Origin of the sequence: Janthinobacterium sp. 67, from assembly GCF_002797895.1 — a bacterium.
In the GTDB taxonomy this organism is placed as follows: domain Bacteria; phylum Pseudomonadota; class Gammaproteobacteria; order Burkholderiales; family Burkholderiaceae_D; genus Janthinobacterium.
Window position 1 is genome coordinate 1,925,697 of record NZ_PGES01000001.1, and the last position, 14,200, is coordinate 1,939,896.

The window sequence follows — 14,200 nt, forward strand, 5'->3', positions numbered from 1 at the left end:
GCCCATGCCATCGGGTGTACGATGAAGCATCTTGACCGTTCCGAGCAGCATGCCATGGCAATGATTACCACCGACTACGTTTCCACTTATTCAGGCAACCGTTTTTATCCCTTGCGCCCGCATATCGACAAGGTCGCCATCGAGGACATCGCCCACGGCCTCGCCTACCAGTGCCGCTTCAATGGACAGACGCAAGTGTTTTACTCGGTCGCCCAGCACAGCCTGATCGTCGCCGAACTGGTGCCGCCGCCCCTGCGCCTGGCCGCCCTGCTGCACGATGCGGCCGAAGCCTATCTGGGCGACATGGTGAAACCCTTGAAAGTGTTGTTGCCGGAATTTGCCGTGCTGGAAGACAAGGTCAGCGCCATCATCGCCGCCACCTATGGCCTGGATTTTTCCGATTACGCGCCCATCAAGCGGGCCGACCTGATCGCGCTGGCCACGGAAAAGCGCGACCTGATGCCGCACTCGGCCGAACGCTGGGCTTACCTTGACGGCATCGCACCCTTGCCCGGTATAATCGAAGCCATGGGTCCGGCAGAAGCCAAGCAGCGCTTCCTGCATGCATTCGCCCAGCTGGGCGGGCTTGAGCTTGCCGTATGAATGCTGGCACCTTGCCTCACAAACGGGGGCTAAGCTCCGGTTTTTGCACGGCTTTTTTAGATATCCACAGCAACTGTGGATAAAGTTGTTGATAAGCCCCTCTTGACAAGCCGCAACACCAGTATTGATGCGGGTTTCAACAATTTGCTGATTTCACAGGCAATTTTTTACCCCAATGAAATCAATGACTTGCAATCACGAATTTGCACCTGAGCAAAGTTACTTCACCACAATGAAAATATATTTTTCTGTGCATAAGCAGATCCGGCGCCAGACCGTCTTGTCTGAACAGCATTGTTTTGACAAACCCCGCAGACTGGCATAGTGTGGAGTAGCAAGCACGATCAACGGTGGATGGACGCATGAATATGGATAGCGATAGCGCCGCCAAGGGGGCGGACGAACCGGACTGGCTGGTCGACGAGCCGCTGGAACGGGCAGGCGCAGCGGCGGAATCTGCCACCGCGGCGCCATGGCGCGTGCTGATCGTCGATGACGATGTCGATGTGCACGTGGTGACCAAGTTCGCCCTCAGCCAGGCCAGCTTCCAGGGCCGCAGGCTGAGCTTTTTGCACGCGTATTCGGGCGCCGAGGCGCTGGCCTTGCTGCGCAGCACACCCGATATCGCCGTCGTGCTGCTCGATGTGATCATGGAAACCCAGGATGCGGGGCTGCAAGTGGCCCGCCAGATCCGCGAGGAGCTGCACAACAGCGCCGTGCGCATCATCCTGCGCACGGGCCAGCCCGGCCAGGCGCTCGAGCACCGCATCATCATCGATTACGACATCAACGATTTCTGGTGCAAGACCGACCTGACCACGCGCAAGTTGTTTACCACCGTGATCGCCTCGCTGCGCACCTATGCCACCTTGCGCGAAGCGGAGCAGCAAGTCGCCGAACTGGCCGCCGCCCTGGCCCAGTGCGGCGATACGCCACCGAAGCCGGCCGGCGGTACGCCCTGAACACGGCCACTACTTTCAGTCATAAAAACACGAGCACTGGATAGGCATACAGGCTTCCCGGATGCCCCATTTTGGCCCGTTTTGCCCGCCGCTTGCACTCGCTGGCCGACCCCGATTTCCTAAGTGGCGGATTGTTAAGCGCTTTTTCAGATATCCACACGGACTGTGGATATCTTTGTGGATAAGGCCCTATTGACAGCCTTCAAAGCCACAGCCGGTGCGGCTTTCAATAAACTGCTCAATCAAACAGCAAAAATAAAATCCATTAAAATCAAACACTTAGAAACTCACACATAATCACAGGAAAATTATTTCGCCAATTTCGTTAACCCATCATTTGTGCATAACTGAGCAGTAATGATCAATCCGACAACGCCGGCTTAACGCTGCCGGCAACACAATTGCCGTGTGGATATTCAATGCACGGTCTGGCGGCGCTGCTCCGGATGCAGCAGCACGCGCTCGATCAGCTCCGGGGCGACATTGTATGACTTCAGGTATTCCAGCGCGCACAAGGTGCTGAAGGCAGCCTGCACGGCGATGCCCAGATTGACGATATCGCACATCTTCTGGTCGACGCGGGCGTGCAGCGCCACTGGCTTGACGGGCATGTGCAAGGTTTCTTGGGAACTCAGCATGATGAATGACTCCTGCGGAAGACAGACGTGGCGGGAAATGGCGGCGGAAAACGGTGCCGCGCCGGATGGCAGCGCGGAAGAGTGACAGCGAAAGTATTGCCGAAAAACGCGCGATGTCAATGCCAGCCAGTTATTCCCATGCAGTTTTTTTCTGATACACAAGGCCGCACGCCTAAGACAGATCAAATACGGTGCCTGTCGCCAGCCTAGTATGGACTGGCTGCCATCGCGCGGCATGGACGAGGAGAGACGACATGAATACAACACCCGAACCAGCGAAAAATCCCGGCGACGTGGCCCCTCCAGGCACGCCCGGTACCGGTGAAAACGTCTGCACGCATTGCCAGGGCCGGGGCGCCATGGCCGATGGCCTGCCCTGCCCCATGTGCGGGGGCACGGGCCTAGTCATCGCCGGCATCGGCGGGGGCTGAACCATGCCTGGACACGGGCAAGGGAAATAAGTACGGACATAAGCATGGACAAGGCGAAGCAGGCACGGCGATAATCAGCCATGCCCGCACCTTCCACCTTTCCGCCCGACCTGCCCCGTCCGCAACCAGCTTCGCTTGCCGACCTGTTCTTCTCGTTCACCTGGCTGGCCCTGCAGGGCTTTGGCGGCGTGCTGGCCGTGATCCAGCGCGAAATGGTCGAGCGCAAGCGCTGGCTGACGCAGGAGGAATTCCTCGAAGACTGGGCCGTTGCGCAAATCATGCCCGGGCCGAACGTCGTCAACCTGTCCCTGATGGTGGGCGGGCGCTATTTCGGCTTGAAAGGCGCGCTGACGGCGCTGGCCGGCATGCTGACCGCCCCGCTCGTCATCGTCCTCGTGCTGGGCGTGCTGTACACGCGCTTTGGTGACAATCCGCACATGGCGGGCGCCCTGCGCGGCATGGCGGCCGTCTCGGCCGGCATGATCGCCGCCACGGGCGTGAAACTGGCGACGGCGCTGACCAAGCATCCGCTGCCCTTGTGGCTGACCTTGTCCATCACCGTGCTGGGCGTGCTGATGGTGGCCGTGCTGCGCTGGCCCCTGCTGTACATCCTGCTGGGCCTGGGCGGCATCGGCTGCCTGCTCACGTATCGAAAGCTGTCCACATGAATCCGCCCCTGCAACTGGTGCTGAGCGCGGGCGACTGGCTGAACCTGTTCGGCCACTACCTGATGCTGTCGCTGATGTCGATCGGCGGCGCCATTTCGACCACTTCCGAAATGCACCGCTTCCTCGTCGAGCAGCACGGCTGGCTGACGCAGGCGCAATTCAACGAATCGATTGCCATCGCCCAGGCCGCGCCCGGCCCGAACGTGCTGTTCGTCGCCCTGATGGGCTGGAACGTGGGCATGAACGCGGGCAGCTACACGGCCGCCTACCTGGGCGTGTTCATCACCATGGTGGGCATCATGCTGCCCAGCACCACCCTGACCTACGTGGCGGCCCAGTGGGGCTACCGCAACCGCGACCTGCTCCCCGTGCGCGCCTTCAAGCAAGGCATGGCGCCCATCGTCGTCGCCCTCCTGATTTCCACGGGCATGATTTTGGGCGGCGCCAACCACGACATCCGCACGGACTGGCCCCTGTGGAGCCTGTCCATCATCACCGGCCTCTTCATCTGGCGCACGAAGATCCATTTGTTGTGGCTGCTGGCGGCGGGCGCCGTGCTGGGCTGGTTCCAGCTCGTCTGACCTCACACGGCCAGGTGGCGCTTCACGTCCTCGCCATCCATCTGCGCCGCCTTGCCGCCGGCCACCACGCTGCCGCGCGACAGCACGATGAATTCGTCGGCCAGTTCGCGGGCAAAGTCGAAATACTGTTCGCACAGCACGATGGCCATGTCGCCGCGCTGTTTCAACAATGAAATGACCCTGCCGATATCCTTGATGACGGAGGGCTGTATGCCTTCCGTCGGCTCGTCAAAGATGATCAAATGCGGCTCGGCCAGCAGGGCGCGGGCGATGGCCAGTTGCTGCTGTTGTCCGCCGGACAAATCGCCGCCGCGCCGCTGCAGCATCTCTTTGAGCACTGGAAACAGCTCATACACGTGGGGATCGATGCGCGACGCCTGCCTGCCCCGCTTCACCGCCATGCCCATCAGCAAGTTTTCCTCGACCGTCAGGCGCGCAAAGATGTCGCGCCCCTGCGGCACGTAAGCGATGCCCAGCTTGGCCCGCGCATGCGGCGTCAGCTTCGTGATATCGCGCCCCTGGAACACCACCTTGCCCTGCGCCACGGGCAGCACGCCCATCAGGCATTTGAGCAAGGTCGTCTTGCCCACGCCATTGCGCCCAAGCAAGGCGAGACATTCGCCCTTGCGCGCCGACAAACTGATGCCGCGCAAGGTGTGCGAGGAGCCATAGTATTGATTCAATTGCTCGACTTCCAGCATAGTTACCTTCCCAGATAGACTTCGATGACGCGCTCGTCGGCCTGCACTTCGTCCATGCGGCCCTGCGCCAGCACGGAACCTTCATGCAGCACGGTGACGATGCCTTGCTGGGCAATGTCCGTCACAAAACCCATGTCGTGTTCGACCACCATGATCGAATGCTTGCCGCGCAACTCATTGAGCAATTCCGCCGTGCGCGCCGTTTCCGCGTCCGACATGCCGGCCACGGGTTCATCGAGCAAGATCAGCTGCGGCTCCTGCATCAGCAGCATGCCGATTTCCAGCCACTGCTTTTGCCCATGCGACAGCAAACCGGCCGGCCGCGCCTCGTGGCCGTTGAGGCGGATCAGGCGCAAGATGGCTTCGATCCTGTCCGCCTGCTCGGACGTCAAACGGGCAAACAGGGTGGGCGCCACGCGCTTGTCCATCTTCATCGCCAGTTCCAAATTATCGAACACCGTGTGCTGCTCGAACACGGTGGGACGCTGGAACTTGCGCCCGATGCCCGCGTGGGCGATCTGCGCCTCCGTCATGGTGGCCAGATTCATGGTCTGGCCAAACCAGGCCGTGCCGGAGGTGGGCCGCGTCTTGCCGGTGATCACATCCATCATCGTCGTCTTGCCCGCGCCATTCGGACCGATGATGCAGCGCAATTCGCCCACGGAAATATCGAGACTGAGCTTGTTGATGGCCTTGAAGCCGTCGAAGGACACGCTGATGTCTTCCAGGTACAAAATCGCGCCATGCCTCGTGTCGACGCCCTCGCCTTTGACGCGCGAATAGCTGGCGCCCGTTTCCGTGCCGGCCATGCCGGGCAACATGCGGATACTCATGCGGCCTCCTCTGCCACGACGGCCGTTTTCCTGCGTTTGAGCTTGCTCAACACACCGAGCATGCCTTGCTGCATGAACAGGGTGACGACGATGAACAGCAGGCCCAGCGCGAACAGCCACAGTTCCGGCAAGGCGGCCGTGAACCAGCTTTTCAAGCCGTTGACGGTAAAAGCGCCCAGGATGGGACCGATCAAGGTGCCGCGTCCGCCGACGGCCACCCACACGACCATTTCGATGGAGTTCGCCGGCGACATTTCGGACGGGTTGATGATGCCCACCTGCGGCACGTACAGGGCGCCGGCGATGCCGCACAGCACGGCCGACAAGGTCCATACGAACAGCTTGAACCACAGCGGGTTGTAGCCGAGGAACATCAAGCGCGCTTCGCTGTCGCGTACGCCCTGCAGCACCCTGCCCAGTTTCGAGCGGACGATGGCGCGTGCGCCGATCAAGGCCGCCAGCAGGAAGGCCAGGGTCAGCAGGAACAGCACGGCCCGGGTGGCGGGCGCCGTGATGTCGTGGCCAAGGATGGTCTTGAAGTCCGTGAAACCGTTGTTGCCGCCAAAGCCAGTGTCATTGCGGAAAAACAGCAGCATGAAGGCATACGTCATCGCCTGCGTGATGATGGAAAAATACACGCCCTTGATGCGCGAGCGAAACGCAAAGTAACCGAAGACAAAGGCCAGCACGCCCGGCACCAGCACGACGAGCGCCATGCAGTACCAGAAATGTTCCGTGAAAGCCCAGTACCAGGGGTAGGTTTTCCAGTCGAGAAAGACCATGAAATCGGGCAAGCTGCTGTGATACTGGCCCTGGTCGCCGATGGCGCGCATCAGATACATGCCGTGCGCATACGCGCCCAAGGCAAAGAACACGCCGTGGCCCAGGGACAGGATGCCCGTGTAGCCCCAGACGAGGTCCAGCGCCAGCGCGGCCAGCGCATAGCACATGAACTTGCCCACCAGCGCCACCGTATAGGCGGACACGTGCAGCGCATGGCCTTCGGCAAACGCCAGATTAAAAGTCGGCAACAGCGCCGCCAGCAGCGTGCATGCGGCAATGGCCAGCCAGACGGGCCGCGTGAACAGGCCCTGCTTGGATTGATAGGAGGAAGTCATTCGACGCTGCGTCCCTTCATGGCAAACAGGCCCTGCGGCCGGCGCTGGATGAAAATGATGATGAACACGAGAATGGCGATCTTCGCCAGCACGGCACCCGCCACCGGTTCGAGGAATTTGTTCACTTCGCCCAGCCCCAGCGCGGCGATCACGGTGCCGGCCAGCTGGCCCACGCCACCGAGCACCACCACCATGAAGGAATCGACGATGTAGCTTTGGCCCAGGTCCGGCCCCACATTGCCCAGCTGCGACAGGGCCACGCCACCGAGCCCGGCGATGCCGGAGCCGAGGCCGAAGGTCAGCATGTCGACCTTGCCCGTGGCCACGCCCACGCAATCGGCCATGCGGCGGTTTTGCGTCACGGCCCGCACGAACAGGCCCAGCCGTGTCTTGTTGAGAATCAGCCACACGGCCATGACGACGACAAAGGCAAAGCCGATGATGGCCAGCCGGTTGTACGGCAGCACGAGGCCGCCCAGCACCGTGAGGCCGCCCGACATCCACGCGGGATTGGCCACTTCCACGTTTTGCGCGCCGAAGATCGTGCGCACCGTCTGCATGAGGATGAGGCTGATGCCCCAGGTGGCCAGCAGGGTTTCCAGCGGCCGCCCGTACAGCCAGCGGATGACCGTGCGCTCAAGCGCCACGCCCACCAGTCCCGCGACGAAAAAGGCGGCCGGCAAGGCGGCCAGCAGATAGGCATCCTGCAGGCCAGGCAGATAGGTGCGGAAGAACAGCTGGCACAGATACGTCGTGTACGCGCCTATCATCAGCAATTCGCCATGCGCCATATTGATGATGCCCATCAAGCCGAAGGTGATGGCCAGCCCCAAGGCGGCCAGCAGCAGCACGCTGCCCAGAGAAATGCCGTAGAACACGTTGCCGGCGAATTCCATGCGCGCCACTCGTCCCTTGATCTGACCCATGGTGTCGATGGCGGCCAGCTGCACTTCTTCGTCCGGTTCACCGCCTTTCTCCAGCATGGCTTGCAGCACGGGCAGCAGTCGGGCATCGCTGCTGCCCGCCAGATCTTGCACGGCCTGCTTGCGCGTGGCGGCGTCTGGCGCGTGCAGGTTGGCGCTGGCGATCAGCACTTGCAATATCTGGTGGATCTCGGCATCGCTCTCTTGCGCCAGCGCCTTGTGGATCAGGGGCAACTGCGCCGGATCGACGGATTGCTGCAGCGCCTGCGCAGCGGCCAGCCGCGTGGCCCGCTCGGGCGCCAGCAGTTTCAGCCCAGACAAAGCGCCCGCCACGGCCGAGCGCAAGCGGTTGTTGACCATGATGCCGTCGATGCCCTCGGGCAGCGGCACGCTCTTGCTGGTCGACGGGTCATACGCCTGCTCGCCGTCGACGATGTAGACCTTGCCGTCGGGTGCGGCATATAGCTGATCGTCCTGCAAGGCTTGCAGTACCCTGGCCGCCTCGGGCGTGGCCAGGGCGGCGATCTGCGCGACGGCGGCGACCCTGGTATCGGGGTCGTCGCCGGATAGGGGTTTGAGCAGGTCGGGGGAAATGGCTGCCTGCGCCAATGGGGAGAACAGCAGGCAGGCGAGGACCAGCAGTTTGGGGATGAACCTCATTGTAAGTTCCATGGAAAAACTGCACGGGGCGAGTTCGCTTACCCCAAAGGCGAGGACTGGGGTCGGATGGGGACGCCTAGTCCCTCAGGGTCCGACCCCGGCATTTGCTGGTGGGTAATAGCGCCCTATAACTTCTGCTTGCCCTCATTCCCCTTGATAAACGGGCTCCACGGCTGGGCGCGTATCGGTTCCTTGGTTTTCCACACGACATTGAATTGCCCATCAGCCTTGATCTCGCCGATCATCACGGGCTTGTGCAGGTGGTGATTCGTCGCATCCATGGTCAGGGTGAAGCCGGACGGCGCCTTGACGCTCTGGCCGGCCATGGCGGCGATCACCTTGTCCGTGTCCGTCGACTTGGCCTTTTCCACGGCTTGCGCCCACATGTGGATGCCGACATAGGTCGCTTCCATCGGGTCGTTCGTCACGACCGAACCCGCGTTCGGCAGTTTTTGCGCCACGGCATAGGCCTTCCACTGCTTGATGAACGCGGCATTCACGGGGTTCTTGACGGATTCAAAGTAATTCCACGCCGCCAGGTGGCCGAGCAGCGGCTTGGTATCGATGCCGCGCAACTCTTCCTCTCCCACGGAAAACGCGACGACAGGCACATCCGTGGCTTTCAAGCCCGCATTGCCCAGTTCCTTGTAGAACGGCACGTTCGAGTCGCCATTGATGGTGGAAATGACGGCCGTCTTGCCGCCCGTGGAAAACTTCTTGATGTTGGCGACGATGGTTTGATAGTCGGCATGGCCGAACGGCGTGTAGACCTCGCTGATATCGCTATCCTTGACGCCCTTGCTTTTCAGGAAGGCGCGCAGGATCTTGTTGGTGGTGCGCGGATACACATAATCCGTGCCCAGCAGCACGAAGCGCTTGGCGCCGCCGCCATCCTTGCTCATCAGGTATTCCACGGCGGGAATGGCCTGCTGGTTCGGCGCGGCGCCCGTATAAAACACGTTCTTTTCCAGTTCCTCGCCTTCGTATTGCACCGGGTAAAACAGCAGGCTGTTGAGTTCCTTGAACACAGGCAAGACGGATTTGCGCGACACGGATGTCCAGCAGCCGAACACGACGGCAACCTTGTCCTGCGCCACCAGCTGGCGCGCTTTTTCCGCGAACAAAGGCCAGTTCGACGCCGGGTCGACGACGACAGGCTCGAGCTTCTTGCCCAGCACGCCGCCCTTGGCATTGATCTCGGCAATCGTCATCAAGGCCACGTCTTTCAGCGACGTTTCGGAAATGGCCATGGTGCCCGACAGCGAGTGCAAAATGCCCACCTTGATCGTATCGGCGGCCAGGGCTGCCTGCATATAGGTGGACGTGGCCAGGGCCAGTGCGCCGGCGGCGGCCGCTTTCAGGATGATGCGTCGTGACATGGGGACTCCTGTGATGGGTTCGTGAGGGTCGAGCTGGGCATACGATGTTGTTAAAGCAGAATGCATGCCAGGTACATTGCCCTGCAGTGGAGAGCACTGGGAGACAGGGTGGCGCGCGGCCCACCGTTTTGGTGCAGCAGCGCCACTTCCTGGGGAATCCGGAATTATCTAAAAACTAATTGAGCTTTCTTGATAAGCGCACTAAGATATGACTCTCTTGCGTCGCATTGCCTGGCGGCGTAAGTAAACATGAAATCAGCGCGGTACTTGCTTCTTTCCCTTTACTTCACTCACTTAGGTAGTTCACTCATGAAAAATATGATCGCGGGCGCGTGCGCCCTGTTGCTGTTGAGCGCATGCGCCGCACCTACGGCCCCGGCGGGTGGCATCAGCACGAGCCAGGTCAAGGTCGACGATGAAGGCAGTACGGGCAGCAATATCAAGAAACGCCCGAAAAAAGCGGCCGAAGTCGTGTCTGCCAACACTTCGAACCATCACGCTTGATCAAGCTGCGGCAAGCATGTAACGCCGCTCCAGGGCCTGCCGCGCGCAGGCCCTGTTCACATCTGCGGTGCGCGCCTAGCGCTTGATGCCGCGCAAACGGCGCCAGCCCTTGCGTCCCAGCGGGAACAGCAGCACGAAAGCGATCAGCCACGGCAGGATGTAGGCCATGGCCGTGATGGCGTTGGCCACGCCTTCCGACAGGTTGTCCGTGAAATTGCCCAGCGAGCGCTTGACGGGCGTCCAGAACGATTGTTTGCCTTCGGCGCTGATGGCCACGTTCAGCAAGTCCGTGTCGATGCGCTGCATCAACAGCGCGTCGGCCGCCGTCGCCTGCTCCAGCTCGACTTGCACGGTGGCCAGTTCCTTGGTCACCTTGATCAGGGCATCGACATTCGTGCCCGAGCGTTTTTCCAGGTCTTGCAGCTGGGCCTGGTATTGTCTGAGCATCTCCAGGCGTTTCTTGCTGTCAAGCACGGGCCGGCCCAGGTCTTCCACCTTGGTGCCCTGGCTGGTGACGTCGCCTTCGGCCGCGACCAGCGCGACGAGCTTTTTGATGCCGGCCGGCTTGGCGCGCATGCTGATGCGCGCGTGCACGTAGCGGCCGCTGTCGAGGCTGGAATCGAGCAGCAGACAGCCGTTTTCCGTATCGGCCTTGCAGGCGGCGACCACTTTTTCATACAGGGGCCGCACTTGCGCCTCGCGCGTATCGACGCCGACATTATGTTCATAGGCCAGAAACTCGCTGCCCTTTTCCTTGCCATCGAGACGCGCGGCGCTCGATTGCCCGCCGCTCTCGCCCTTGCCGCCGCAACCGGCCAGCAGCATTAGGCCGATCAGACCCACATACACTTTTTTCATGATTTTTTTCCTGGATTATTTTTGCAGCGGCAGCAATGTGATATCGGGCAAGTGCGCCGCCACGTCCTGCACGGTGGCGTATTGCGTCAGCGACGCCACCACCTGCGGCAGCGGTTCCGCCCAGATTTCCGGCAAGTCGCGTTCCTCGGGCGCCAGCACGGGAAAGGCCAGCTGCTCGCGTGGCGGCGTGAAGGCGGCATCGACGCCGGGCTTGTTGCCGCGCGCATCGATGCGGTACCAGCCAAACTCCTGCAGATACACGGCATTCAAACCATGCAGGCAAAATGGCGGCCCCACTTCGCCGACAGCCAGGCGCTGGTAGCACAGGCCGGCGGGAATGCCGTTGGCGCGCAGCAGCGCGGCCAGCAGATGGCTCTTCGCATAACAGTATCCCGTGCCATGCTGCAAGACGTCGGAAGCGCGGCAAGTGACGGGATTGCGCTTGTAATCCCAGCTGTGGGCCACCTCGTCGCGCACGAAGGCAAAGCAGCGGGCCGCGATGGCGGCGTCGCCCACGGTACCGGCCGCCAGTTCGGCCGCCTTGGCGCGCACGGCCGGATGGTCGCTGTCGATATACAGGCTGCTGCCTAGATAGGGGGAAAAGTCGGTAGACATGGCATAAAGGCAAGGCGAAAAGATAATGCGCGATTTTAGTCGAAGCGGCGCAACATTCACCGTTTCTTTGCGCAGGAACAAAGAAAATCCACGCGCCGGACTGGCTGCGCGGGCGGCGGCGACTTTGGCGCCGGCCCGGTAGCTGGTATCATGCGGGCAAACGCAGCCGGCCGTACAGGCCCGGCACAGGCACTACCCTGCGAAGCGGCCCCGCCACCGGGCGCGCCGCCGACGCCACCCTACAGATCAGAGAAACGAGTTCCCTATGAGCACTTCATCGTCCCACCCATCGTTCTGGCGCCGTGTCCCGCTGGCCTTCGGCGCCTTCTTCAGCACCCTGTCGGACGCCGCCTATGCAGCCCGCGTGGAAAAGCTGTCCCTGCCCGAGGCTGCTCCCGTCGCGCCAGCGGCCCCGGCGCCAGCCCCCGTGCCGACACCGGCCGCCGCCCCCGTCATCTTGAAAGAAGCCACGCCCGATGCGGCCTTGCAGTTGCTGGCCCTGCTGCAACGCGAAGCGCGCCTGATCGACTTCACCCAGGAAAATCTGGGCAGCCATGCGGACGCCGACATCGGCGCGGCCGCCCGCGTCGTGCATGAAGGCTGCGCCAAGGTCATGCGCGAATACTTCACCATCGACGCCGTGCGCCAGGAAGCGGAGGGCAGCCGCATTGTCCTGCAGGAAGGTTTTGATTCTGCCCAGGTACGCCTGACGGGCAACGTGGTCGGCTCGGCGCCATTCACGGGTACCTTGAGCCATCGCGGCTGGCGTGCGTCCAGCGTGCGCCTGCCGAAACTGAGCGCGCAGCACGACGCCGCCATCCTGGCACCGGCCGAGGTGGAACTGTGAACGACACAAGGAACGCCACCCCGAACACCCCGCGCTACGCCATCGGCATCGACCTGGGCACCACCCACAGCGCCCTGTCGTATGTGAACCTGGTCGAGAGCGACGGCGAAAAGTCCAGCCACGGCGTGCTGAAAGTGCCGCAGCTGTCGGCGCCGGGCACCGTCGAAGAACTGTCGCTGCTGCCATCGTTCGTCTACCTGCCGCACGCCGATGAAGTGGCGGCCGGCGACCTGGCCCTGCCCTGGGTTACCGAGGAAGCGGAAGCGCCGTTCGTCGTCGGCGAAATGGCCCGCAGCCGCGGCGCCACCACGCCTATCCGTCTGGTGTCGAGCGCAAAAAGCTGGCTGTGCCACCCAGGCGTGGACCGCCGCGCGGCCATCCTGCCGAACGACGCGCCGGCCGAAGTGGCGCGCATCTCGCCCATCACGGCCGCCACGCGCTACCTGACGCACTTGCGCCAGGCCTGGGACAACGCCCACCCGCAAGCGCCGTTCGCCGAGCAGGAAATCACGGTGACGATTCCCGCCTCGTTCGACCCGGCCGCGCGCGAGCTGACGATGGAAGCGGCGCAGGCGGCCGGCTACACCTCATTGACCTTGCTGGAAGAGCCGCAAGCGGCCCTGTACAGCTGGATCCAGACGAGCGAAGGCCGCTGGCGCAAGGAAGTCAAGCCGGGCGACATCATTTTGGTCGTCGACGTGGGCGGCGGCACCAGCGACTTTTCGCTGATCGCCGTGCTCGAGCGCGACGGCGTGCTGGAACCGCATCGCGTGGCAGTCGGTGAACACATCCTGCTCGGTGGCGACAATATGGACCTGGCGCTGGCCCACCTGGTGGCCCGCAAACTGGCCGCCAACGGCACCCAGCTCGACGCCTGGCAAATGCGCGCACTCACGTATGGCTGCCGCGGCGCCAAGGAAAGTCTGCTGGCCGACAGCGGCCTCGATGTGGCACCGATCGTCGTGCCGAGCCGCGGCTCGAAACTGATCGGCGGCTCCATCCGCACGGAACTGACGCGCGCCGAAGTATCCACCTTCATCCTCGACGGTTTCTTCCCGCAGGTGGAAGCATCGAGCCGCCCAGCCGTGCGCACGCGCGCCGGCCTGACGCAACTGGGCTTGCCGTATGCGCAGGACGCGGCCATCACGCGCCACCTGGCCGCGTTTTTGGGCCGGCAAGTGGCGGCGACTGCCGAACTGGAAGGCTTTGCGGGCCGCCAGTCGGCGGAAGCCAGCTTCTTGCACCCGACGGCCGTGCTGTTCAACGGCGGCGTCTTCAAGTCCGACTTGCTGGTCCAGCGCATCATGGCGACCGTCAACGACTGGCTGTATATGGAAGGCGCGGAACCGGCGCGCATGCTGGCCGGGGCCGACCTGGACCTGGCCGTCGCGCGCGGCGCGGCCTACTACAGCTACGTGCGGCGCGGCCATGGCGTGCGCATCCGCGGCGGCACGGCCAGTTCCTTCTATGTGGCCATCGAATCGGCCATGCCCGCCATCCCCGGCATGGAACCGCCGATCCAGGCCTTGTGCGTGGCGCCGTTCGGCATGGAAGAAGGCAGCGAACTGGAACTGCCGGGCCAGCAATTCGGCCTGGTCGTGGGCGAACCCGTGCACTTCCGCTTCTTCGCCTCGTCCACGCGCCGCAACGACCAGATCGGCGACCTGCTCGACTTCTGGGGTCCCGATGAACTGCAGGAACTGAGCGAAATCCAGGCGACCTTGTCCGCCGAAGGCCGTCAGGCTGGCGACGTGGTGCAGGTGAAACTGCATGCGCGCGTGACGGAAGCGGGCACCCTGGAACTGCTGGCCGTTTCCGCTGACGGCGCCGAGCGCTGGAAAGTGGAATTCGACGTGCGCGGCACGCCGCAGCCATAAGC

16 protein-coding genes are annotated in these 14,200 nt (G+C 62.6%); 8 read left to right on the forward strand and 8 right to left on the reverse strand.

Features of this window, described 5'->3' with window-relative positions:
• Nucleotides 1–54 precede the first annotated feature (54 nt).
• On the forward strand, nucleotides 55–603 hold the full coding sequence (locus tag CLU90_RS08600; RefSeq protein ID WP_100427693.1) for a phosphohydrolase: 549 nt from the start codon (nucleotides 55–57) through the stop codon (nucleotides 601–603).
• A 362-nt stretch (nucleotides 604–965) separates the two neighbouring features.
• Nucleotides 966–1,565 (forward strand): response regulator, encoded by a 600-nt coding sequence (locus CLU90_RS08605; RefSeq protein WP_232731136.1) that lies wholly within the window; start codon nucleotides 966–968, stop codon nucleotides 1,563–1,565.
• A gap of 416 nt (nucleotides 1,566–1,981) precedes the next feature.
• On the opposite strand, the gene CLU90_RS08610 is transcribed toward CLU90_RS08605, so the two are convergent.
• Nucleotides 1,982–2,203: a hypothetical protein gene (locus CLU90_RS08610; protein ID WP_223278779.1), complete on the reverse strand. Its 222-nt coding sequence runs from the start codon at nucleotides 2,201–2,203 to the stop codon at nucleotides 1,982–1,984.
• A gap of 254 nt (nucleotides 2,204–2,457) precedes the next feature.
• On the opposite strand from CLU90_RS08610, the gene CLU90_RS29675 reads away from it, so the two are divergent.
• From CLU90_RS29675 to CLU90_RS08620, 3 genes are all read left to right on the forward strand, one after another.
• Nucleotides 2,458–2,634 carry a hypothetical protein gene (locus CLU90_RS29675; protein WP_198511176.1) on the forward strand — a complete coding sequence of 59 codons (177 nt, stop codon included), beginning with the start codon at nucleotides 2,458–2,460 and terminating at the stop codon, nucleotides 2,632–2,634.
• Nucleotides 2,635–2,714: 80 nt separating this feature from the next.
• Nucleotides 2,715–3,302, forward strand: coding sequence for a chromate transporter (locus CLU90_RS08615; protein WP_092714323.1), 588 nt, complete (start codon nucleotides 2,715–2,717; stop codon nucleotides 3,300–3,302).
• Nucleotides 3,299–3,883 (forward strand): chromate transporter, encoded by a 585-nt coding sequence (locus tag CLU90_RS08620; protein WP_100427694.1) that lies wholly within the window; start codon nucleotides 3,299–3,301, stop codon nucleotides 3,881–3,883. Before CLU90_RS08615 ends, CLU90_RS08620 begins: the two co-directional genes overlap by 4 nt.
• 2 nt (nucleotides 3,884–3,885) lie before the next feature.
• Here CLU90_RS08620 and urtE read toward each other — a convergent pair whose 3' ends face one another.
• The 5 genes from urtE to urtA all read right to left on the reverse strand — a co-directional run bounded on the left by urtE (nucleotide 3,886) and on the right by urtA (nucleotide 9,497).
• Nucleotides 3,886–4,584 (reverse strand): urea ABC transporter ATP-binding subunit UrtE, encoded by a 699-nt coding sequence (urtE, locus tag CLU90_RS08625; protein ID WP_100427695.1) that lies wholly within the window; start codon nucleotides 4,582–4,584, stop codon nucleotides 3,886–3,888.
• Between the two features lie 2 nt (nucleotides 4,585–4,586).
• Nucleotides 4,587–5,417 (reverse strand): urea ABC transporter ATP-binding protein UrtD, encoded by an 831-nt coding sequence (gene urtD / locus CLU90_RS08630; protein ID WP_100427696.1) that lies wholly within the window; start codon nucleotides 5,415–5,417, stop codon nucleotides 4,587–4,589.
• A complete protein-coding gene (urtC, locus tag CLU90_RS08635) occupies nucleotides 5,414–6,535 on the reverse strand; it encodes an urea ABC transporter permease subunit UrtC (RefSeq protein WP_100427697.1) in 1,122 nt (373 codons plus the stop codon). The genes urtD and urtC overlap by 4 nt, the downstream gene beginning before the upstream one ends.
• Nucleotides 6,532–8,118, reverse strand: coding sequence for an urea ABC transporter permease subunit UrtB (gene urtB / locus CLU90_RS08640; RefSeq protein ID WP_100427698.1), 1,587 nt, complete (start codon nucleotides 8,116–8,118; stop codon nucleotides 6,532–6,534). The genes urtC and urtB overlap by 4 nt, the downstream gene beginning before the upstream one ends.
• Before the next feature lie 125 nt (nucleotides 8,119–8,243).
• Nucleotides 8,244–9,497 carry an urea ABC transporter substrate-binding protein gene (urtA, locus tag CLU90_RS08645; RefSeq protein WP_092714311.1) on the reverse strand — a complete coding sequence of 418 codons (1,254 nt, stop codon included), beginning with the start codon at nucleotides 9,495–9,497 and terminating at the stop codon, nucleotides 8,244–8,246.
• A gap of 309 nt (nucleotides 9,498–9,806) precedes the next feature.
• Here urtA and CLU90_RS08650 point away from each other — a divergent pair, with 309 nt between their 5' ends.
• Nucleotides 9,807–10,001 carry a hypothetical protein gene (locus CLU90_RS08650; RefSeq protein ID WP_139178297.1) on the forward strand — a complete coding sequence of 65 codons (195 nt, stop codon included), beginning with the start codon at nucleotides 9,807–9,809 and terminating at the stop codon, nucleotides 9,999–10,001.
• Between the two features lie 75 nt (nucleotides 10,002–10,076).
• On the opposite strand, the gene CLU90_RS08655 is transcribed toward CLU90_RS08650, so the two are convergent.
• Both CLU90_RS08655 and CLU90_RS08660 read right to left on the reverse strand, forming a co-directional pair.
• Nucleotides 10,077–10,859: a DUF4349 domain-containing protein gene (locus CLU90_RS08655; RefSeq protein WP_092714307.1), complete on the reverse strand. Its 783-nt coding sequence runs from the start codon at nucleotides 10,857–10,859 to the stop codon at nucleotides 10,077–10,079.
• A gap of 15 nt (nucleotides 10,860–10,874) precedes the next feature.
• Nucleotides 10,875–11,474, reverse strand: a complete 600-nt coding sequence (locus tag CLU90_RS08660) for a transglutaminase-like domain-containing protein (protein ID WP_100427699.1) — start codon at nucleotides 11,472–11,474, stop codon at nucleotides 10,875–10,877.
• Between the two features lie 265 nt (nucleotides 11,475–11,739).
• Between CLU90_RS08660 and CLU90_RS08665 the strand changes: the two genes are divergently transcribed.
• Entirely contained in the window at nucleotides 11,740–12,321 is a 582-nt protein-coding gene (locus CLU90_RS08665) for a DUF2760 domain-containing protein (protein WP_070305115.1), read from the forward strand.
• Nucleotides 12,318–14,198 (forward strand): Hsp70 family protein, encoded by a 1,881-nt coding sequence (locus tag CLU90_RS08670; protein WP_100427700.1) that lies wholly within the window; start codon nucleotides 12,318–12,320, stop codon nucleotides 14,196–14,198. The genes CLU90_RS08665 and CLU90_RS08670 overlap by 4 nt, the downstream gene beginning before the upstream one ends.
• Nucleotides 14,199–14,200: the final 2 nt, after the last annotated feature.

Coding starts and splice junctions, on each gene's coding strand:
- CLU90_RS08600 (WP_100427693.1), top strand. CDS start 55: ATGGCAATGATTACCACCGACTACGTTTCCACTTATTCAGGCAACCGT.
- CLU90_RS08605 (WP_232731136.1), top strand. CDS start 966: ATGAATATGGATAGCGATAGCGCCGCCAAGGGGGCGGACGAACCGGAC.
- CLU90_RS08610 (WP_223278779.1), bottom strand. CDS start 2,203: ATGCTGAGTTCCCAAGAAACCTTGCACATGCCCGTCAAGCCAGTGGCG.
- CLU90_RS29675 (WP_198511176.1), top strand. CDS start 2,458: ATGAATACAACACCCGAACCAGCGAAAAATCCCGGCGACGTGGCCCCT.
- CLU90_RS08615 (WP_092714323.1), top strand. CDS start 2,715: ATGCCCGCACCTTCCACCTTTCCGCCCGACCTGCCCCGTCCGCAACCA.
- CLU90_RS08620 (WP_100427694.1), top strand. CDS start 3,299: ATGAATCCGCCCCTGCAACTGGTGCTGAGCGCGGGCGACTGGCTGAAC.
- urtE (WP_100427695.1), bottom strand. CDS start 4,584: ATGCTGGAAGTCGAGCAATTGAATCAATACTATGGCTCCTCGCACACC.
- urtD (WP_100427696.1), bottom strand. CDS start 5,417: ATGAGTATCCGCATGTTGCCCGGCATGGCCGGCACGGAAACGGGCGCC.
- urtC (WP_100427697.1), bottom strand. CDS start 6,535: ATGACTTCCTCCTATCAATCCAAGCAGGGCCTGTTCACGCGGCCCGTC.
- urtB (WP_100427698.1), bottom strand. CDS start 8,118: ATGAGGTTCATCCCCAAACTGCTGGTCCTCGCCTGCCTGCTGTTCTCC.
- urtA (WP_092714311.1), bottom strand. CDS start 9,497: ATGTCACGACGCATCATCCTGAAAGCGGCCGCCGCCGGCGCACTGGCC.
- CLU90_RS08650 (WP_139178297.1), top strand. CDS start 9,807: ATGAAAAATATGATCGCGGGCGCGTGCGCCCTGTTGCTGTTGAGCGCA.
- CLU90_RS08655 (WP_092714307.1), bottom strand. CDS start 10,859: ATGAAAAAAGTGTATGTGGGTCTGATCGGCCTAATGCTGCTGGCCGGT.
- CLU90_RS08660 (WP_100427699.1), bottom strand. CDS start 11,474: ATGTCTACCGACTTTTCCCCCTATCTAGGCAGCAGCCTGTATATCGAC.
- CLU90_RS08665 (WP_070305115.1), top strand. CDS start 11,740: ATGAGCACTTCATCGTCCCACCCATCGTTCTGGCGCCGTGTCCCGCTG.